Source organism: Undibacterium sp. GW821-FHT07F11 (genome assembly GCF_059418665.1).
Genome location: NZ_JBWKQH010000001.1, coordinates 509983 through 529114 on the forward strand (window position 1 = coordinate 509983; position 19132 = coordinate 529114).

The following is a 19132-nucleotide window of genomic DNA, read 5'->3' on the forward strand; positions in this document are numbered from 1 at the left end:
ATGATGATTGCGCGGGGATTTTTTATGGCAGATTACTTTAAGCCTTGAATGTCACCCAGGGTTTCAATCTGACTGTTGCCTTGATCAGGCCTGCGGTCTCTTGCGCCTCTATCACCGGGCCTATGGGTTTATAGGCTTGCGGTGCTTCTTCTACCTTGCGCTCTTCCCTGAGAGTCACACATTGCCAGCTGGCGTCGGCATTATCATGACGCAGACGCCGCACGTCCTGCCTGCGTACACGACGACCCGCACCATGACTGCAAGACCATAACCAGTCAGGGTTGCCCAGTCCTTCTACCAGGTAGCTGGCATCACCCATGGAGCCGGGTATCAGGGCCAGGTCACCTTCCCTTGCCGGGGTTGCACCCTTCCTGTGGATGTTCATGCCATGCTCACGCAGGATGACATTGTGAGGTACATCCACTATCAGCGATGATTTGGCATGACCCAGCACCACCTGCAATTGCTGCCTGACCAGTTCTGCCAATACCATGCGATTGGCCCAGGCATAGCGCGCTGCCACGCCCATGGCTTGCAGATATTCTTCAGCCAGTTCCCCACTGAGTCCATACAAGGCAGACTCAGGATGTTTGAGACCGACAGGCCATTCTGCCCTGGCCCTGTCCATCCAGCGCTGGCCAACGTAGAAGCCTACATCGCGTGAACCGCTATGCATCATGACGACGATATCGTCCTTGGACAGACCAGCACGATATGCCAAATGGCGGTCGAAGACAGCATCGACGATCTGCAGTTCGACAAAGTGGTTACCACCACCTGGCGTACCAAGGCTGGGGTCACGCACGATGCCATCGCGGTTGAACCAGGCCTCAGGTGCATAGCGACTGGCACCGCCAAATTCCTGCAAGCCTATACAGACAGCAAGTTCTTGTTGCAGACGGTCACGGTCGGCTGTGGCCCAGATACCACTATCAGGCAAGCTGTCCAGAAAAGCAGAAGGACCGGCATCGCTGAGTGCAACAAAGGCTTTGGCGTGGGCAGGCACATCCCGGCCATTTTCCAGCAAGACTCGTTGCAACTGCCGTATCAATGCAGGCTTATGCTGGTTTGCCTGGGACAAATTAAACCCGGTGGTCAACAAGCGCATGCCGCAATTGATGTCGGTGCCTATGGCCGCGGGAATCACAAAGCCTGCATCGGTGGCAACGATGGAACCTACCGGTGCAATGCTGCCGGGATGAAAGTCTGGCGTTGCACAGGCCTTGCAGACTGCATGATGGCCGTCTGCTAATTTGACTGCGGCAAAAGCCATTAATTGTTTTACTGCTTTTTCTTCCAATGGAAGAGTGTCAGGCAATAAGACTGTTGCCTGCGCATGTTCATGATGAAGCTGGAATATGCCATTGGCATGTTCAACATGGATGCCCTGTCTTTGCAGGGCCGTTTGTAAACGAGATATAGAAGTCATGGCTGCTACCAAAATTTGAAGTACAGGTGAGCCTCCGGCGATTCGGGGGCATTTGTACCTCTAGCAGCAGCGCCAAGAGGAAGATTTTTAGTATAACTAAAATTGCTGAATCTGCAAACAATTTGGCGGGGGGATGTCTCTTGCCAGCATCCCTCGCTTTTCAGCCAGCAGCCACCTGCTGCACCAGCGCCATGGCAAATTTGCCGTTGCCTGTAGACCAGTCGGAATAGTCGTTTTCATGCATGAAGATGAAAACATCGGCCTTGGCCACACCCGCATTTGCTGCCAGGTTTTCTGCAATGTGAGCGTACAGATCACGCTTCATGGCGTCGCTGCGGCCGCGCCTGAGGCTGATGTCGATGACCACAAGTTTGTCTGAACGCGCCACGCCGTTGAAGCTGCGGCTATAGAAAAAATCCTCTGCCTCATAGCTGCTGACGAGATTGAACAACTCGTCTTGTGGCATGCCTATGCTGCTCACCAGCGCCTGGTGTATGCCTTCGACGATAGCCTGACGTTGCTCCTGGCAGGTGTTCTTGCTGACATGGGTACGGATGAATGGCATGTGATATTTCCTGAAAATGAATTTGATTGAAATGTAAAATGGCAAACAGCATTCTGAGAGGAAATGCATTGGAAGAAAATCGATATTCATTCGCTTGTATGTGCGATAAACTCAAATAATGAAACGCCGCCTGCCACCCCTGAATGCACTCCGCGCCTTTGAAGCCGCTGCCCGGCTGGGGCGCATGACTGCCGCTGCCGATGAACTGGCGGTGACACCCGGCGCCATCAGCCGCCAGATACAACAACTGGAGCAAAGCCTGGGTACAGTCTTGTTTGAAGGCTCCAAGAACCGCCCGCAACTGAGCGCCATGGGCCAGCAGCTATTACCAGCACTGACAGCCGCCTTTGACCAGATGGACACTGCAGTGAATGCCGTGCGCAATGACAATAACGGCACGCTGGACATTTGCTGCTTCAATACTTTCACGGTGAAATGGCTGATACCACGTTTGTATGATTTCAATTCCAGATATCCCGACATCGACGTCAGGCTAAGCTCCACTGACCGTCGTCCCTACGCTGCGCCAGATACTGAGTATGAACGCTACGACCTGTTGATCAGCGTGGATGAAGCCAGTGCAAATTCAGACGACCGGGACAGAATCTTGCCGCTGTTCCAGGAATGGCTGGGGCCAGTACTTTCACCAGCGCTGGCAAACAGTATCAGCATCACTGCAGCAACTGACCTGACCGGGAAACCCTTACTGCACACCCACACCAGAGCGAATGCCTGGCAAATGTGGGAACAGGCAGCTGGTTGCACAATCGCTGTGGCAGAAGGCAGGGAGTTTGAGCACTATTACTTTACGCTGGAAGCTGCCATCGCTGGCCTGGGTATCTGTATTGCCCCCTGGCATCTGGTGATAGATGATATCCGCAGTGGCAGGCTGGTCGCCCCCCTCGGTTTTAGTGCCAGCACTTATCGCTATGTGGCACGGCGCAGCCGCAAGCAAGATAAAAAGCTGGACCTGTTTTGCAACTGGCTGCAAAACCAGGCCGCACTCAGCCCATTGCCGGGTGACAAGCTGAAATAAACATTATTTTTAAATAATTGCATCCAAAACCAAATCTCCTGCGTAAGAACAGTGCCCGTAAAGTTTTTTAAATTTCGACGGTCATTTTTCCTACACTTCAGGAGTTGGTCATGAGACAAGTAACATCGAAGTTCAAGCAAAAAATTCTGCTCACCCTGGTCACTGCAGGCAGTATAAGCGGCATCGCCGCCCTGCCGGCACAGGCATCCAGCCATCGCGAAGCACCCTTTATTACACGCCACCCAAAAGTGGATGCGGCTGATTTTTATATGTTCCGCAGCTATGAAGCCAACCGCGCGGCATTTACCACATTGATCGCCAATTACTCGCCCCTGCAGGATTCTTACGGAGGCCCGAATTATTTCTCCATGGATCCGGATGCGCTGTATGAAATCCATATCGACAATGTCGGCGATGGCAAAGAGCACCTGACTTTCCAGTTCCGCTTCAGCAATACCAATAATGACGCACAGTTCACCGTGGGCGGCAAGAAAGTCTCCATTCCTCTGGTCATCAATGGCGGTGCGATTGATGGTGTCAATCCGGCGGGTTTGAATGTACGTGAAACCTACACCGTCACCATGGTGACGGGCGACCGCCGTACCGGTACCCGCCAGGCCGTGACTAATGCCAATACTGGCTCCGCCACCTTTGACAAGCCAATTGACTATATCGGTAATAAATCCATTCCTGACTATGCAGGCTATGCCGCCAAGCATGTGTTTGCTGTCAATATCCCGGGCTGCACGACACCAGGCAAAGTCTTTGTCGGCCAGCGTAAAGACCCCTTCGTCGTCAACCTGGGTGAAACTTTTGACCTGATCAATATCAAGGCACCTGCTACAGCATTTGATCCGAATGCAGAGAAAGCCGGTCATGATGACCTGGCCATGAAGAACGTCACGGCAATAGAAATGGAAGTACCGACCAGTTGCCTGACCAATGGTAAAGAAGCCGTGATTGGTGGCTGGACCACGGCCAGCTTGCGTCAGGGTCGTGCCATCAATCCTACGCCAAGCAGCACGGGTGCAGCATCCAAGGAAGGTGGCGCATGGACGCAGGTATCGCGTCTGGGTATGCCATTGGTGAATGAAGTCGTGATTGGCCTCAAGGACAAGGATCAGTTCAACCACAGCAAACCCAGTGGTGATGCCCAGTTCATCAACTATGTGACCAACCCTACCCTGCCTGCACTGGTGGAAGTCTTGTTTGGCAGCGCTGGCGTCAAGGCACCAACCAACTTCCCGCGTAATGATCTGGTGGCAGCTTTCCTGACGGGTATCAAGGGCGTCAATCAACCAGCAACGGTCACACCATCTGAAATGCTGCGCCTGAATACCACAACGCCGGTCAGTGCAACGCAAAACCGCCTGGGTGTGATTGGCGGGGACAGCGCTGGCTTCCCTAACGGTCGCCGTCCTGGTGATGATGTGGTGGACATTGCCTTGCGCGTGGTCATGGGACGTTTGTGCACACTCAGCATAGGCTGCGTACCAGCCGATGCACCAGCGGGCAGTATCGATTTCACAGACGGTGCCTATCTCGACAGCAGCTACACCGACAATGCCTTCCCTTACCTGAAAACCCCTGTGGCTGGCGCACTGAAACGTTAAACGTATCAGTCATTTTGTACACCATACTCAAGGAGCAATCATGAAAGCAAGACATTCTTATCTGATCGCCGGTGCATTGCTGACGCTCATGTTGACAGGCTGTGGCGGCAGTTCAAGTCCGCCAACCAGTACCACGACACCCGGTACTGGCACTGGAACAGGGACGACCACACCCACGGTCATCGATACCTTCACGCAATATGTGCTGAACCTGTTCGGCGCAGCGGATACAGCAGAACCACAGTCCATCGATGCAGCAGTCGTCACGGCGCCAGAAGCAACAGAACCTGTTAGTGTCAACTAGGTGGATAGTTGCAGCCAACTGAAGTTGCGGGCTCAGGACATTTTATTTGCTGTATGTCTTGAGCCCGCCCATGAATTTGGAGATTTAAAAGAATATGCACCTGTCTCGTTTTTTATCTGCGCTGCTGATCTTTGCCAACCTTGCCTTTAATGCACAGGCGACGCCGTTTATTCCCGGCAATGGCAAACAGGTGCTGGAACAATTGCCATCGCGTACAGACCCTGCCCAGCGTGCATTTGCAGAACTGCGCAAGCGCCTGGCAGCAAAGCCAACTGACACTGCCATTGCCAGCAAACTGGCACAAGCCTATATCAATGCCGCCCGCAATGATGGTGACCCGCGTTACCTTGGCTATGCACAGGCAGTATTGAAACCCTGGTGGAGCCTGCCAAATCCGCCGATACCTGTACTGGTATTGCGTGCCACCATACTGCAAAGCACGCATCAATTTTCTGAAGCCTTGCTTGACCTTAACAGTGTATTGAAGCAGGACAGGGATAATGCCCAGGCCTGGCTGACCCGCGCCACTGTCTTGCAGGTACAAGGACAGTTTGCCCAGGCCAAAGCCAGTTGCATGCACCTTTATCCTCTCGCGACTGAACTGGTCACGCTGACCTGTTTGCATAATGTTGGCAGCCTGAATGGGGACGCGGCCAACAGCTATGCAGCGCTTGCTGCTGCCTATAAAAAGTACGAAAAAGATGCCAATAGCGATGCAGGTACAAAAATCTGGGTCACGACACTGCTGGCAGAAATGGCTGCCAGACTGGGCGATGTCAAAGCAGCCGAAGCCTGGTATCAGACAGCTCTGTCACTGGCAGAACCTGACAGTTACTTGCTGGGCTCTTATGCAGATTTTTTGCTGGATCAGCAAAGACCTGCTGAAGTCGTCAAGCTGTTAAAAGACAAGACCAGAATCGACGCCTTGTTGCTGCGTTATGCGCTGGCCTTGCAAGCGCAAAAATCCCCTCTGGCAGCGGGACAAATCAGCTTGCTGGATCAACGTTTTGAAGCTGCCATGCTGCGTGGCGACACTGTGCACCAGCGCGAGCAGGCACGCTATGAATTGCAATTAAAGAAGCGCCCGGCAATTGCCCTGAAACTGGCGCAACTGAATTGGGCAATACAAAAAGAAACCGCAGACTTGCGCATCCTGCTGGAAGCAGCCGCAGTACATGAGCCTGAGGCTGCAAGCCCGGCCCTGGCATGGATGACTCAAAACAAACTGCAGGACATCGCATTGAATCCCATACTCGCCAAACTGGGAGTCAAGTCATGATGCTCAGCACCATGCATCAACTGGCGCGCCGTCTTATGCTGGCAATGCTATTCAGTCTGTTCAGCCTGCCTACCCATGCCCATAAACCCAGTGATAGCTACCTTATTCTGCAGGCAGACCAGGCCGGTATCCACGGTCAATGGGATATCGCCTTGCGCGACCTGGATTTTGCGATAGGCCTGGATGAAGACGGAAATGGCGAACTGACCTGGGACGAAGTGCACAACAAACATGCTGACATCGCCGCTTATGCACTGGCCAGGTTGAAGATCACTGCGGGTGAGCAGCCATGCCCGTTGACAGCAGGACAACAACTGATAGACCAGCACAGCGACGGCGCTTATACCGTATTGATGTTCGACAGCACTTGCAATGCTGAAAAAATCAGAGTGCAGTATCAATTATTTTTTGATCTGGATACCCAGCACAAGGGCTTGCTGCGCCTGGTCAACAAAAAGGATGCAACAACTACCGCTATCTTCAGCCCCGAGCAGGCCAGTCAGGAATTTGTCGTGGCCGAGGTCAATCAATGGCAGCAGTTCAGCGATTATATTTTCCATGGCATCTGGCATATCTGGATAGGCTTTGACCACATCCTGTTTTTATTGTCGCTATTGTTACCGGCAGTACTGGTGCTAAAAGCAGGCAAATGGCAAGCAGCCAGCAGCTTTAAAGCAGCAATGATCGATGTATTGAAAATCGTCACGGCATTTACCGTCGCCCATTCGATTACGCTGACACTGGCTGCCCTGAACCTCGTGGCCCTGCCTTCACGGTTGGTAGAGTCAGCGATTGCGGCATCTGTCATCCTGGCAGCGCTGAATAATCTGATCCCGCTTTTCCAGGGTAAGCGCTGGCTGGTGGCATTTATTTTTGGGCTTATCCACGGCTTTGGTTTTGCCAGTGTACTGGCTGATCTTGGTTTGCCACAATCAGCATTGACGCTGGCACTGGTCGGTTTTAATCTGGGCGTGGAAATCGGCCAGTTGACCATCGTGGCAGGCTTTTTTCCTCTGGCTTATCTGCTGCGCCGTCACTGGCTGTATCAGCGTGCCGTTGTGCAGGTAGGTTCAGGGTTGATCATCCTCATTGCCCTGGTGTGGTTTGTTGAGCGTGCCTTTAACATGCGCCTGATTTCATAGGGGCTGCGGATCTGTCCTCTGCCACTTTCTTTTCATATTCGTTTGGTTATGAATATGCGAAGAAAACTGCGCATTTTTTATATATTGCGGTGCTAGAATAAACAATTTCGACCTTTGCCGATTTATATAAAGTTCAACCGAGGATATTAATGAAAAGCAAACTGAGTCTGCTATTGCTGGCCGCGCTGAGTGCCAATGCTGGTTCGCAAGAAAATCTGAACTATCAAAAACCACCACAAGCCATACTGGACCTGGCCGACTTCCAGCGCGCCCCGGTAGTGAGCATGGATAGCCATAGAAAGACGCTGTTGCTCAGTTATCGCAATACCTATAAATCATTGAATGATTTGAACCAGACAGAAATGCGTCTGGCTGGTTTGCGCATTAATCCTGTCACGAATATTTCCAGCACCCTTACCTATGTCAATAATCTGAAGTTGCGCAAAGTCGACGCCACTGAAGAAGTGCAGGTCAAGGGTTTACCCGAAAATCCTTTGATCAGTCACCTGACCTGGTCGCCGAATGAAAAGAAAATCGCCTTTACCAATACCGCTGCCAAGGGTGTCGAGCTGTGGGTCATAGACGTGGAAACAGCAACGGCGAAAAAACTGACAGAAGCCAATCTGAATGCCAATCTGGGCACGCCATTTGACTGGTACCGCGATAGCGAAAGCCTGCTGATCAAGGTCTTGCCCAAAAACCGTCCTGCCCTGTTGGATGCCAGCAAGGACTTGCCCAGCGGCCCTATCATCTCAACTTCAAGCGGTGCGACTTCACAGAACCGCACTTATGCCGATCTGTTAAAAAACCAGAATGACGAGAGTAACTTCGAAAACCTGACAACTTCCGAGCTGCATAAAATCAGCCTGAATGGCAAGAGCAGCCTGTTCAAGAAGGCTGATATGTTTGCCGATGTCAGCTTCTCGCCTGATGGTAAATATCTGCAGATCAGTACCATACAAAAACCTTTTTCTTACATCGTCCCGCTGCAACGTTTTCCTTCAAAAACCATCGTCAGTGATGTCAACGGCAAGCAAATCAAGGTCGTCAATGAAACGCCCTTGCATGAAATCATTCCCAAGGGTTTTAGTGCTGTCCCTGTTGGCAAACGCTATATGGCCTGGCGCGCTGACAAAGCAGCCAGTCTGAGTTATGTGCAGGCGCTTGACGGTGGCGACCCGGCCAATAAGGCAGAGTTCCGTGATGAAGTGTTTTCCTGGGATGCGCCTTTCGACAAACCCGCAACCTCACTGGTAAAAGTCGCGCAGCGCTATGGTGGCATCGTCTGGGGTAACGATAATCTGGCCGTCGTCACTGATGGCTGGTATGACACGCGCAATACCAAGGCCTATCTGTTTAATCCTTCCAATCCGGCAGAAGCAGCACGTGTGATTTCTGACCGCAATATGCAGGATATCTATTCTGATCCTGGCCGTTTTGAAACCAAATTTAACCAGTACCATCGCCGTGTGCTGGCGATAGAAGATAACAAGGCGTATCTGCTGGGTGCTGGTCACACTAAAAAAGGCCAGTTCCCTTTCATCGATGAAATGGATTTGAGCAGCCTGAAAAAGAACCGTCTGTATCAGTCCACCTATACCGACAAGATAGAAAGCATAGTCTCGATAGAAGATGTCAAAAAAGGAGACGTGCTGGTACAGATACAATCGAAGACAGAATATCCGAATTACTACTTCCGTAATATCAAGGGCGGCAACCAGCTCACGCCAGTGACGCAATTCAAGAATCCCTTCATGGGCCTGAAGGATGTCTCGAAAGAAGTCATCAAGTACAAGCGCAAGGATGGCGTGGAATTGTCAGGCACCCTGTACCTGCCACCAGCCTACGATAAAGAAAAGAAAGAGAAACTGCCTTTGCTGATCTGGGCTTACCCGGCAGAATTCAAGGACAAGGATTCGGCCGGACAAAGCAAGCATAATGAAAACCAGTTCACTTTCCCCGGCTATGCCTCATTCATTTATTGGGTGACGCGCGGTTATGCTGTGCTGGATGATGCAGCCTTCCCCATCATCGGTGAAGGCAAAACCGAGCCTAACGATAACTTCATCCCGCAACTGGTGGACAATGCGCAAGCTGCAATCGATGCGGTTGACGCACTGGGTTACATAGACCGCAAGCGTGTTGCGGTAGGTGGCCATTCTTACGGTGCCTTCATGACTGCGAATCTGCTGACACATTCAAACCTGTTTGCCTGCGGTATCGCACGCAGTGGTGCCTATAACCGCACACTGACGCCTTTTGGCTTCCAGAGTGAACAGCGCAACTACTGGGAAAGCCCCGAGGTGTACAACAAGATGTCACCTTTCATGAGTGCCGACAAAATGAAGACGCCAATGTTACTGGTACATGGTGAAGCCGACAATAACCCTGGCACATTCACCTTGCAAACCGAGCGTTATTTCCAGGCCTTGAAAGGCCTGGGTGCACCGGTACGCATGGTGATCCTGCCCAAGGAAAGCCATAGCTATGCTGCCAAGGAAAACATCATGCATCTGTTATGGGAACAGGATCAGTTCCTGGAAAAATGCCTGAAGAAATAAGCGTAACGAAGATTCAATGACTCCAGTAGTGAGCGCCATGGCTGAAAAAAATCCCGGATCATTAATCCGGGATTTTTTTCGCTACCATGCATACTCGCTTGCGCCCTCATGCAAACTGACTGTCATTTGATCTTCTTGCCGCTTGAGCTGTTCCCACCCTCAACTACCAGGCTGGTCACAACACCATCTGCGTTCTTTTCAAAGCGCACTGCAATCCTGTTATTAAGCATAAAGAAGCTACCGTTCACACCTGAGAAAAGTTCCTGCTGACCAGCACCCAGGGGATCTGCCTTGACGTACAGACGGTCGCCGTCGGCTGTCACCACGACAGGAAAATTAGCGACGAGATATTCACCGGCAAATTTCTTGTATTCTGCGGCATCACCAGCGAGAGCGACTTTCTCTACTACCTTGTAATCAGTCCAGCCGTATTCTGCAGAAATGGCACGCAAGACTTCCTGTATCAGCTCCATGCCATTATCGCTATTTGTCATCAGAGCAGCACCTTGTCCGGTACTGGTAAAGGCGGTGAACATGGTGCGTATACCCACATTACCACCACTATGGCCAAAGCTCTCATGCTCATCCTTGGCTTCACCTAAAAACAGGCCCAGACCATAATCACTGAGCTTGCTGCGCGTCAGCATTTGCCTGGTCATTTCTTGTGACAATACCTTGTTCGATTTGCCTGCACTGCTTTGCTGTATCTCGATGACAAAGCGTGCCAGATCTGATGGTGTGGTCCACAAAGCCGCAGCCCCGAGCTCAGGATAACGATGCCAGTTGCCAGGCACAGGCTTGCCATCAGCAAGGTAGGCAGACGCCGTGATTGCCTGCCAGTTGGCAGGTAATTCATAGCTGCTATGGTCCATGCCCAGCTTGCCGAGCACGTTTTTTTTCATCAAGGCAGAAAAGTCTTCATGCGTAGCATCCATCATCAACAGCTGGACTATGGAATACCCGCCACCGGAATAACGCCAGGCACTGCCGGGTAAAGCCGTCACCATGACAGCGGCAGAATTGGCGGGCTTTTTACCGTCCAGCACTTGCAACAAGGATGGCAGCTCTGCATTGTAGGCATAGCCTTCGAAACCATGCACATTCACTCCTGCGGTATGACTCAATAACCCTCGCAGGCTGACCGCTTGTTTGTCTGTATATGCATTGCGAGGCAGCTTCCATGACACCAGTTGTTGATTGACATCAGCATCCAGATTCAGGGTGCCGCGTTCCACCAGTGCCAATGCTGCCATGGCTGTCACCGACTTGCTGATGGATGCCGCCTGGAAGCGGGTTTCGGCAGTCACCGGCCGCTTGCTGGCCACGTCCGCGTAGCCATAACCACGCGCCCATTCGAGCCTGCCCTGATTGATGAGAGCGATGCTGATGCCTGGTACCTTGAGTGCCTCCATGCGCTCAGACAAACGCATGGGCTGTACTGGCCTGCCCTTGATCACGGTTTGCGGTAACAGGCCATTTTCTATGCGGGCTATATGTGTATCAATAGCAGCATCGTCAGCAACTGCCAGCCTTGCCTGCATCAGGCAACACAGCAATGACAGGCAAGCTAAGGAAGCGAGGAATTTCTTCATTTGTTTTGAATCCAATTCGTGGCAGACGTGGTCTGGATCGGGGCGACTCTAGCACGGGGTGTGCAATATTAGCAACGCACGTTAGTGGACTCATCAATAAGAAAACGATTCCGGCCAGCTTTCTTGGCAGCATAGAGTGCAAGATCGGCTCTGTGCAGAATCTGGTTCCAGGTATCATTCTTGCCAGTCGCAAATGCTGCGCCCATGCTGACTGTCATTGCGACGCGGACACTCTGGCTCATGACTGTCAGAGACTCGACTTCCCGACATAAGCGTTTGCCGATTGCCGTCAACTCAGACACCGATATCTGCGGGAAGTAGAGTACAAATTCTTCGCCGCCATATCGTGCAAAGGCATCTCGTTCCCTTAAGGTGCCACTGACATGACGCGAAAACTCCACTAAAACCAGATCCCCCACGGCATGTCCAAAACGGTCATTGATCTGTTTGAAATGGTCCAGGTCCATGATGATTACTGCCATATCCTGGCATATATTTTCTGGAAGCTGATCCAGGAACCAGCGGCGATTTCCTATGCCTGTTAATTGATCTGTCTGTGCCATCAGTTTCAAGTGCCGTTCAGTACGCTCGTTGACCAAAATAACAGTCAGCAAGGCAATGCCGAAATTCAGCAGTATCTGCAGCAGGAACATCTCTGCGATAGAAAAGATGAAGGTCGTCCCAGAGATCAGGCTAATCAGATTGATAGTATAAACAAGCGCACTCAGGAGCAGTGCTACAGCCAATAAGCGGCGAACAGGAAGTGCCTCACTACGGTAATCACGCCGGACTTTCAATGCGGCAAGCATCAAAAAAATAACTGCATTCATATGAAAGACGCTGGCCCGCAAAACGTTTTGACTTGGGAAATTTGTCATCCATCCAAGTAAAGTCAGGCCCACTGGCACTAGCAGTACCAGCTTGTTTTTCTGCCAGCCACGCCGCCCGCTTAATTCGCTCAGTCCGGCCCAAAAAAGCGCATATCCCAAAGTGCCAAGGAAAAGGCTCAGGTGTGTCCACAGCCAATAAGGCAGACTCACATTTTCACCGAGACCTGCAATCGTTGCCCCGACAGCCAAGGCAATAAAAGCAATGGCTAACAAGCCCAGACCTTTCGCCGAGACTAATTGTTTTCGTAAGTACAAAAAAGCAAGTGCGCCGACAAAGAGTGAAGTTTCGTGCAGTAGCAGGACTGTGGCCAGATTGATTTCAGGGAGCATAAATGCGGAGAGGTCTTTGAGAGCATCATGTGATGAGCACGCATAAACAAAATAAGTACACCAGGCGCTTTGCGGTTCAGTTCACTTATTTCAGTTCATTTAGTCGCACTAATATATTAGCCCGCAAGTATAACAAGGGCATGAATTTAAGCCCCGGAACCACACGTAATAAAGCGGTCAATTACAATCAAATGGATGATTGCTTGCATTTTTGAAGAAATAAATGACTAAATTTCACTTTTTTCATTAACAGATGTGAGCCGCTTTCTAAAAAGCCAGGTAGATATTTTTTATCACTCCCACAATAGAAAAACCCCGCTGGATAATCCCAGCGGGGTTGGCAATCTGAAACTGAGCTATATGGCTCAGGCTCAGTGCAGTTTAGCGTTCTATCGCCAACGCCACGCCCATACCACCACCGATACACAAACTCGCCAGGCCTTTTTTGGCATCGCGGCGTATCATTTCATGGATCAGGCTGACCAGGATGCGGGCACCGGATGCGCCGATAGGGTGGCCAATCGCAATCGCGCCACCGTTGACATTGATCTTGCTGGTGTCCCAGCCCATTTCCTTGTTGACGCCGATGGCCTGCGCGGCAAAGGCTTCATTGATTTCCATCAGGTCCAGGTCCTGATGTGTCCAGCCTGCTTTTTTCAGACAGAGCTGGGCGGCAGGTACCGGGCCCATACCCATGATGGTTGGATCGACACCAGCAGAAGAATAAGCCTTGATGCGGGCCAATACTGGCAAACCCAGTTGTTCGGCTCTTTGGGCTGTCATCATGATGACAGCAGCGGCACCATCGTTGAGGCCGGATGCATTACCGGCAGTCACAGTGCCATTCTTGTCGAAAGCTGGACGCAGGGATGCCAAAGATTCCAGCGTAGTGCCATGTTTGATGAATTCATCAGTATCAAAAACAGTTGTACCTTTTTTGCTGACCAGCTCAAAAGGAATGATTTCATCCTTGAACTTGCCCGCTTTTTGCGCGGCTTCTGCCTTGTTTTGTGAGGCCAGGGCAAACAAGTCTTGCTCTTCACGGGTGACGCCGTATTTCTTGGCGACGTTTTCTGCGGTGATGCCCATATGGTACTGGTTGTAGACATCCCACAGACCATCGACGATCATGGTATCAACCAGTTTGGCGTCGCCCATGCGGAAGCCATCGCGTGAACCATTCAATACGTGTGGCGAAGCGCTCATGTTTTCCTGGCCACCGGCGATGATAATGTCAGCATCGCCAGCCTTGATGGCTTGTGCTGCCAGGTGGGTGGCTTTGAGGCCGCTGCCGCATACCTTGTTGATGGTGAAAGCAGGCACCATGTCTGGCAAACCGGCTCTGATAACTGCCTGGCGCGCAGCATTCTGGCCTACGCCAGCGGTCAGTACCTGACCCAGGATGACTTCACTGATCAGGTCACCGCTCAGGCCGGTTTTCGCCAGCAGGGCTTTGATGACATGTGCACCCAGGTCGGAAGCAGCCGTTTTTGCCAAAGAGCCACCAAATTTGCCTACTGCAGTACGGCCTGCAGCTACGATTACCACGTCTTGCATGTGAATTCTCCTGGTTTTGTCCCTGAGGGCAGGGATGGTCAAATGAATGCTGCTGAATTATTGCAAATGCGCCTGCATATAGAATACATGCTCTAGCTTACCACTGCTCGCGCCCGCCTGAGTTCTCGGGCTTTAAAAAAGATGGTGTTTTGCCATGTCTGGTTCTTGATCCTGCTCAAAACCATGCGGTTTATACATGTGCAGCGACCCTGGCCAATACCAGTTCTGCCATCGGCGACAGGCTGCGTCTTGCCAGGCTGACCACGCCAATTTCTGCGTGGATGGCTTGCCAGCCATCGACTTTTAGCTCGACCAGTTCACCGCACTTGAGTTCTGCTGCTACTGCTGCTTGAGTACACAAGAGGATGGCATCGCTGTTCATGACTACATGCTTAAGGACATAAATATTGTCGCAAGTAGTGACCATAGGCAGATCCTGGCCGGGTTCCAGGCCAAGAGCCTTGCGCATGGATGACAGGAAAATGTCTGCCAGATATACACTGGCATAACTGGCGTTTTGCAAGTCTTGCAGACTTAGTACCGCTTTCTGCGTCAGTGGGTGCTCACGGCGGCAATACAGGCCACCAAATTGGCGCGTCAAAGGCCTGGTGTTCACATGCTTGTTGGGGTTCAGGGTACGGGTGTCAGCGATGAAGAATTCCAGCTTTTCTGCCAGCAGGTGTTCCATCAGAGTGTCGCTATTATTCACTTCCAGCACGGTACGCATGCGTGGATAGGCGGTCGCCAATTCCGTCAAAACACCGGGTAAAAAACTGGCGGCGGGAAAAGGACCGGCACCAAAAACGATCTGGCCACTTTCGCAATCGCGCAGTTGTGCCATTTCCTGCTTGAGGTTATTTGCCGCATACAATAAATCACGGGCACGTACAACCAGTTGCCTGCCGGCGGTAGTGGCTGTGGCACCAGCCTGATCACGGTCAAACAGGCGCATGCCCAACTCATCTTCGAGGCTTGAAATGCTGCGGCTCAATGCAGGTTGACTAAGGCTGAGTTTGTCTGCTGCACGGGCAAAGTTGCCTTGCTCTGCCAGCACGACGACATGTCTGAGCTTGTTGAGGTTCATGTACAGACCATAACAGATCATACCTTTTAGGTATCAATACGATGATTATAATGCACTGGACGTATGCGCTTAAGTGACACACACTGCTTTAAGCTTAGAACTCAGATGGAGACCATACATGGCAGATCAGTCAGGCAAACAGTCAAGCAACATCAGTCGCAGAAAAGTACTGGCAGCGATGGCAGGGGTAGGCCTGGGTGCCGCCATTGGCGATGTGGCCGACAAGCAGCACAGACCGCGCAGCATACCCAAAGTGCCCTCTGCCATGTCAGCCGCAAGCTTGCGCCAGCGGCGGCCAAATATCTTGCTGATCGTGAATGACCAGTTACGTCACTGGCAAGACTTACCGCCTGGCCTGGGTTTGTCCGCCCATGAAATGCTGCTGGAGCAAGGTACAGGCATGATGAATTTCCATGCGAATACCACGCCATGCTCGCCTTCACGCTCGAATATGTATTTTGGCCAGCATACCCAGCACACCCTGATGACAGCGAATGTCGATGCGCCGCCCTCTTTCCCAAAACTGGCAGATGGCTTGCCCAGCCTGGGACATTTGTTAAGGGCGCAGGGTTATTACACGGCCTATAAGGGCAAATGGCATTTAAGCCACCTGCGTGCCGACCCTGGCCTGGTATATGGTCCTTATCCCAGCACCGAAAATGCATTGGAACCTTACGGTTTTTCTGACTACAACCTTGATGGCGATCCACACGGCGCTACCTGGACCGGTTACCGCTATGACGGGCAAATCGCCAGTAATGCTGTGCAATGGCTGGGCAGCAAGGGGCGTGACATGCGCGGCAAGCAACCCTGGTTTCTGGCTGTGAATTTTGTTAATCCGCATGATGTCATGTATGTCAGCACTGGCGATAAACAGGTAGCCAGCCGGCAGCAGCGCAATATGTTGTCGCCCTTGTCCAGCCCACCCACTGGCGGCGTTTACGACAAAAACTGGGACCTGCCTTTGCCGGACAGTTATTACCAGGATAAATTAAGTGACAAACCCTGGGCCACCAGTTCTTACATGGAAATGTGCAACTGGCTGTATGGTCATATCGATCCACACGATGAAGCTGCCTGGCGCGCCTATCAAAGTTATTATTTCAATTGCGTGCGTGATGTAGACAGCCATGCCCTGACCGTCTTGCAGGCACTGAAAAAGCTGGGCATGGACAAGGACACCATCGTCATCTATACCTCAGACCATGGTGAGATGGCCGGTGCGCACAAGCTGCGCCAGAAAGGGCCTTTCATGTACAAGGAAAACATGCGCCTGCCTTTTATCGTGCGCCACCCCGATGTGGCCGGTGGCAGGATGACGAATGCATTGGGTTCACACATGGACCTGGTGCCCACCATTCTGGGTATGGCTGGTGTGGATGCGCGTGCAACTGCTGAAAAATATCCCTATTTGAAAGGTCTGGACATCAGCGCCGCCATCGGCACAGCTGGCGCGGCCACAGAACGCGATAAAAAAGGGATTTTGTTTAATTACGGCGTTCCTTTGTATATGGACCCGGAATTTACGCGTAAAGGTGCAAAGACCGGCAAGACTTATAACCGGCTGAGTTCGCTCTTCATCGGTTTTGAAAGCGGCCAGTTCCTGCCAAGCCTGGACAACCCGGCCTTGTTCCGTGGCATCCATGATGGCCGCTATAAATTTGCCCGCTATTTCAAACCTGCCGATCATCACCAGCCACGCGACTGGCAAAATCTGACGACACGCAACCAGTTGGAGCTTTATGATACGCAAACCGACCCAAATGAAATCACCAACCTGGCAGCAAAGCCCGAGCAATACAAAGATTTGTTGCTAGACTTGAACAGTAGATTGAATGTACTGATCACTGCCGAAGTAGGTGCCGATCTGGGCAGGGATTTGCCGGGACCGGCATTTTTATATCAACGTGGAACCTGAACAAGCTGGGGGAGAGCATGCAAGAAAAAACCATAAGCAAAATCCTGTACGTTAGCGGCACAGTCACCATGCTGGCTGGCTTGCAGTTTATTGCTCCCACCCTGTTCTTGCAGGCATCAGGCATGCAAGTAGGCGACGTCACCGGCCTGTTCTTTGCCAGGCACTGGGGTTTGATGGCTTTTGTGGTGGGCGCGCTGATCATCTATTCAGTTAAACAAACGCAGGCAAGAAGGGCGATTTTGCTGGCGGCGGCTGTTGAGAAACTGGGACTGGTTGTGATGCTGGTCATCAACTGGACTGAGCCCGCCTTGCAGGGTCTGCGTAACGCAGCCTTGTTTGATGGCGTTTGCGTAATACTGTATCTGATTTATTTATTGGGTAAACAACCAGCGCAACCAGCGCCATCAACGTCACCACCAGCGCAGACTTGAGTTATGGCTGCCCATGAAAAAATCCCCTCATGCGAGCATCAGGGGATTTTTTTACTGCAACTCACCGCAGTGAGCCTGAATCTACAATTGCTAAATTACTTCTTTTTAGCAGTTGCTTTTTCAGCCGCTTGTGTGAACTGCTGGGTAGCCTTGTTCAGGTTTTCTTCCAGAGTTTGCACAGCTTGCTTGGTTGTCTTGGACAGTTGCTCGTAACCTGCGTTGATGTTGCCAACAACAGATTTCAAGGCTGTTACAGCTTGTTCGGAACCAGCTGGTGCATTTTTAGTCACTTCATCGATCAGGGAAATCACTTTAGTGTTAGTTTCAGCGATGTGCGCTTCAACTGCTTTAGTGAATTCTTGCTGAGTTGCTGTAGTGATGCTTGCCAGGTGACGGCCATAAGCCAGGGCTTTTTCAGCATTTGGCTGAGCTTGGGCTGCAGACAAAGTGAAAAATTCTTGTGGGTCTTTGGCGCTCAACAGTTGCTTGGCAGCAGCAGTACCTTCTTCGAAACTTGCCTTGGCAGCATTGACGTTCAGGGCAAACAGCTGCTCCAGGCCTTCAAATGCTTTTTTGTTCAGGGAAGTCAGGGAAGCAAATTGGGCTTCCAGGTTAGCTTTAGTCGTAGCGATAAATTGTTCTGGTGTATTGGTAGTCATGGCATTCTCCGGTAGATGGAATTAAGTGGCTTTAGTAATCGGCAGCGCTTTCCATGAATTCTTGAATGGTGCACCGCAACAATTACGATTCTACACGTAGAATTTAAAACGTCAAGCACTTTTTGTGCATCGCACCAAAATTATCTAAATGATATTTTCAGATATCTATCTGCTTTTCCTGAAATTACTTGCCCTGCTTACTCTTTAGGCACATGCCTGGCATAGGTGCGACCTGCCAATATTGCTATTTAGAAAATTTTCTTTCCAGCATCAACAAGGCTTCCTTATTCTGTAAACCACCCGCATAACCTGTCAGCGCGCCATTACTGGCGATCACCCGGTGGCAGGGAATGATGATGGACAAGGGGTTACGCCCATTCGCCGCTCCCACGGCGCGTACTGCCTTGGGTCTTGCTATACCCTGCGCCAGGGCCAGATAGCTGCTGGTCTGGGCGAAGGGTATGCGGCGCAAGGCTGCCCATACCTCTTGCTGGAAGTCTGTGCCTGCAGATAAATCCAGTGGCAAATCAAAATCCTGGCGCTGCCCGGCAAAATATTCCTGCAGTTGCTGACGTGTCTGTATCAGGACAGGATCAGACTCATCTTCTTGCCAGCCTGCACTACCTTTGAAGTGCTTATGGTTTTCAAAATAGACGCCGCTGAGACCACGCTCACTGGCGGCTAATAATAATTGCCCAACCGGGCTGCTGTAATTAATGTATTTCATGATATTTCCTTCCCT

16 protein-coding genes are annotated in these 19132 nt (G+C 51.4%); 8 read left to right on the top strand and 8 right to left on the bottom strand.

What is annotated here, in order from left to right:
* Nucleotides 1-37 precede the first annotated feature (37 nt).
* Nucleotides 38-1429 carry an RtcB family protein gene (locus AC07OI_RS02190; protein WP_495256145.1) on the bottom strand — a complete coding sequence of 464 codons (1392 nt, stop codon included), beginning with the start codon at nucleotides 1427-1429 and terminating at the stop codon, nucleotides 38-40.
* 160 nt (nucleotides 1430-1589) lie between these two features.
* Complete coding sequence (locus tag AC07OI_RS02195; protein ID WP_495256146.1) at nucleotides 1590-1994, bottom strand: tautomerase family protein; 405 nt, start codon at nucleotides 1992-1994, stop codon at nucleotides 1590-1592.
* Nucleotides 1995-2112: 118 nt separating this feature from the next.
* On the opposite strand from AC07OI_RS02195, the gene AC07OI_RS02200 reads away from it, so the two are divergent.
* From AC07OI_RS02200 to AC07OI_RS02225, 6 genes are all read left to right on the top strand, one after another.
* Nucleotides 2113-3030, top strand: a complete 918-nt coding sequence (locus tag AC07OI_RS02200) for a LysR substrate-binding domain-containing protein (protein ID WP_495256147.1) — start codon at nucleotides 2113-2115, stop codon at nucleotides 3028-3030.
* Between the two features lie 110 nt (nucleotides 3031-3140).
* Nucleotides 3141-4643 (top strand): DUF4331 domain-containing protein, encoded by a 1503-nt coding sequence (locus AC07OI_RS02205; RefSeq protein WP_495256148.1) that lies wholly within the window; start codon nucleotides 3141-3143, stop codon nucleotides 4641-4643.
* Between the two features lie 40 nt (nucleotides 4644-4683).
* Complete coding sequence (locus AC07OI_RS02210) at nucleotides 4684-4947, top strand: hypothetical protein (RefSeq protein WP_492704030.1); 264 nt, start codon at nucleotides 4684-4686, stop codon at nucleotides 4945-4947.
* Nucleotides 4948-5041: 94 nt separating this feature from the next.
* A complete protein-coding gene (locus tag AC07OI_RS02215) occupies nucleotides 5042-6226 on the top strand; it encodes a hypothetical protein (RefSeq protein WP_495256149.1) in 1185 nt (394 codons plus the stop codon).
* Nucleotides 6223-7368, top strand: a complete 1146-nt coding sequence (locus AC07OI_RS02220) for a HupE/UreJ family protein (protein ID WP_495256150.1) — start codon at nucleotides 6223-6225, stop codon at nucleotides 7366-7368. The genes AC07OI_RS02215 and AC07OI_RS02220 overlap by 4 nt, the downstream gene beginning before the upstream one ends.
* Before the next feature lie 149 nt (nucleotides 7369-7517).
* Complete coding sequence (locus AC07OI_RS02225) at nucleotides 7518-9929, top strand: alpha/beta hydrolase family protein (RefSeq protein WP_495256151.1); 2412 nt, start codon at nucleotides 7518-7520, stop codon at nucleotides 9927-9929.
* Between the two features lie 122 nt (nucleotides 9930-10051).
* Here the strand turns inward: AC07OI_RS02225 and AC07OI_RS02230 are convergent, their stop codons facing one another.
* The 4 genes from AC07OI_RS02230 to AC07OI_RS02245 all read right to left on the bottom strand — a co-directional run bounded on the left by AC07OI_RS02230 (nucleotide 10052) and on the right by AC07OI_RS02245 (nucleotide 15382).
* Nucleotides 10052-11521, bottom strand: a complete 1470-nt coding sequence (locus AC07OI_RS02230) for a serine hydrolase (RefSeq protein WP_495256152.1) — start codon at nucleotides 11519-11521, stop codon at nucleotides 10052-10054.
* 68 nt (nucleotides 11522-11589) lie between these two features.
* Nucleotides 11590-12741, bottom strand: a complete 1152-nt coding sequence (locus AC07OI_RS02235; protein WP_495256153.1) for a GGDEF domain-containing protein — start codon at nucleotides 12739-12741, stop codon at nucleotides 11590-11592.
* A 381-nt stretch (nucleotides 12742-13122) separates the two neighbouring features.
* Nucleotides 13123-14298 (bottom strand): acetyl-CoA C-acetyltransferase, encoded by a 1176-nt coding sequence (locus AC07OI_RS02240; RefSeq protein ID WP_110254571.1) that lies wholly within the window; start codon nucleotides 14296-14298, stop codon nucleotides 13123-13125.
* 190 nt (nucleotides 14299-14488) lie between these two features.
* Nucleotides 14489-15382, bottom strand: a complete 894-nt coding sequence (locus AC07OI_RS02245; protein ID WP_492704036.1) for a LysR family transcriptional regulator — start codon at nucleotides 15380-15382, stop codon at nucleotides 14489-14491.
* A 118-nt stretch (nucleotides 15383-15500) separates the two neighbouring features.
* On the opposite strand from AC07OI_RS02245, the gene AC07OI_RS02250 reads away from it, so the two are divergent.
* A complete protein-coding gene (locus AC07OI_RS02250) occupies nucleotides 15501-17300 on the top strand; it encodes a sulfatase family protein (protein WP_495256154.1) in 1800 nt (599 codons plus the stop codon).
* Nucleotides 17301-17317: 17 nt separating this feature from the next.
* Nucleotides 17318-17731: a hypothetical protein gene (locus AC07OI_RS02255; protein ID WP_495256155.1), complete on the top strand. Its 414-nt coding sequence runs from the start codon at nucleotides 17318-17320 to the stop codon at nucleotides 17729-17731.
* Nucleotides 17732-17826: 95 nt separating this feature from the next.
* Here AC07OI_RS02255 and AC07OI_RS02260 read toward each other — a convergent pair whose 3' ends face one another.
* Both AC07OI_RS02260 and AC07OI_RS02265 read right to left on the bottom strand, forming a co-directional pair.
* Complete coding sequence (locus AC07OI_RS02260; RefSeq protein ID WP_110254569.1) at nucleotides 17827-18390, bottom strand: phasin family protein; 564 nt, start codon at nucleotides 18388-18390, stop codon at nucleotides 17827-17829.
* 244 nt (nucleotides 18391-18634) lie between these two features.
* The gene (locus tag AC07OI_RS02265; RefSeq protein WP_492704042.1) at nucleotides 18635-19117 is read right to left on the bottom strand and encodes a methylated-DNA--[protein]-cysteine S-methyltransferase; all 483 of its coding nucleotides are present in this window, start codon (nucleotides 19115-19117) and stop codon (nucleotides 18635-18637) included.
* Nucleotides 19118-19132 lie beyond the last annotated feature (15 nt).

Excerpts from the sequence above, each read along its gene's own strand:
- AC07OI_RS02210 (WP_492704030.1), top strand. The coding sequence starts at position 4,684 with ATGAAAGCAAGACATTCTTATCTGATCGCCGGTGCATTGCTGACGCTC.
- AC07OI_RS02255 (WP_495256155.1), top strand. The coding sequence starts at position 17,318 with ATGCAAGAAAAAACCATAAGCAAAATCCTGTACGTTAGCGGCACAGTC.
- AC07OI_RS02215 (WP_495256149.1), top strand. The coding sequence starts at position 5,042 with ATGCACCTGTCTCGTTTTTTATCTGCGCTGCTGATCTTTGCCAACCTT.
- AC07OI_RS02200 (WP_495256147.1), top strand. The coding sequence starts at position 2,113 with ATGAAACGCCGCCTGCCACCCCTGAATGCACTCCGCGCCTTTGAAGCC.
- AC07OI_RS02240 (WP_110254571.1), bottom strand. The coding sequence starts at position 14,298 with ATGCAAGACGTGGTAATCGTAGCTGCAGGCCGTACTGCAGTAGGCAAA.
- AC07OI_RS02205 (WP_495256148.1), top strand. The coding sequence starts at position 3,141 with ATGAGACAAGTAACATCGAAGTTCAAGCAAAAAATTCTGCTCACCCTG.
- AC07OI_RS02190 (WP_495256145.1), bottom strand. The coding sequence starts at position 1,429 with ATGACTTCTATATCTCGTTTACAAACGGCCCTGCAAAGACAGGGCATC.
- AC07OI_RS02220 (WP_495256150.1), top strand. The coding sequence starts at position 6,223 with ATGATGCTCAGCACCATGCATCAACTGGCGCGCCGTCTTATGCTGGCA.
- AC07OI_RS02230 (WP_495256152.1), bottom strand. The coding sequence starts at position 11,521 with ATGAAGAAATTCCTCGCTTCCTTAGCTTGCCTGTCATTGCTGTGTTGC.
- AC07OI_RS02260 (WP_110254569.1), bottom strand. The coding sequence starts at position 18,390 with ATGACTACCAATACACCAGAACAATTTATCGCTACGACTAAAGCTAAC.
- AC07OI_RS02195 (WP_495256146.1), bottom strand. The coding sequence starts at position 1,994 with ATGCCATTCATCCGTACCCATGTCAGCAAGAACACCTGCCAGGAGCAA.
- AC07OI_RS02250 (WP_495256154.1), top strand. The coding sequence starts at position 15,501 with ATGGCAGATCAGTCAGGCAAACAGTCAAGCAACATCAGTCGCAGAAAA.
- AC07OI_RS02265 (WP_492704042.1), bottom strand. The coding sequence starts at position 19,117 with ATGAAATACATTAATTACAGCAGCCCGGTTGGGCAATTATTATTAGCC.
- AC07OI_RS02245 (WP_492704036.1), bottom strand. The coding sequence starts at position 15,382 with ATGAACCTCAACAAGCTCAGACATGTCGTCGTGCTGGCAGAGCAAGGC.
- AC07OI_RS02225 (WP_495256151.1), top strand. The coding sequence starts at position 7,518 with ATGAAAAGCAAACTGAGTCTGCTATTGCTGGCCGCGCTGAGTGCCAAT.
- AC07OI_RS02235 (WP_495256153.1), bottom strand. The coding sequence starts at position 12,741 with ATGCTCCCTGAAATCAATCTGGCCACAGTCCTGCTACTGCACGAAACT.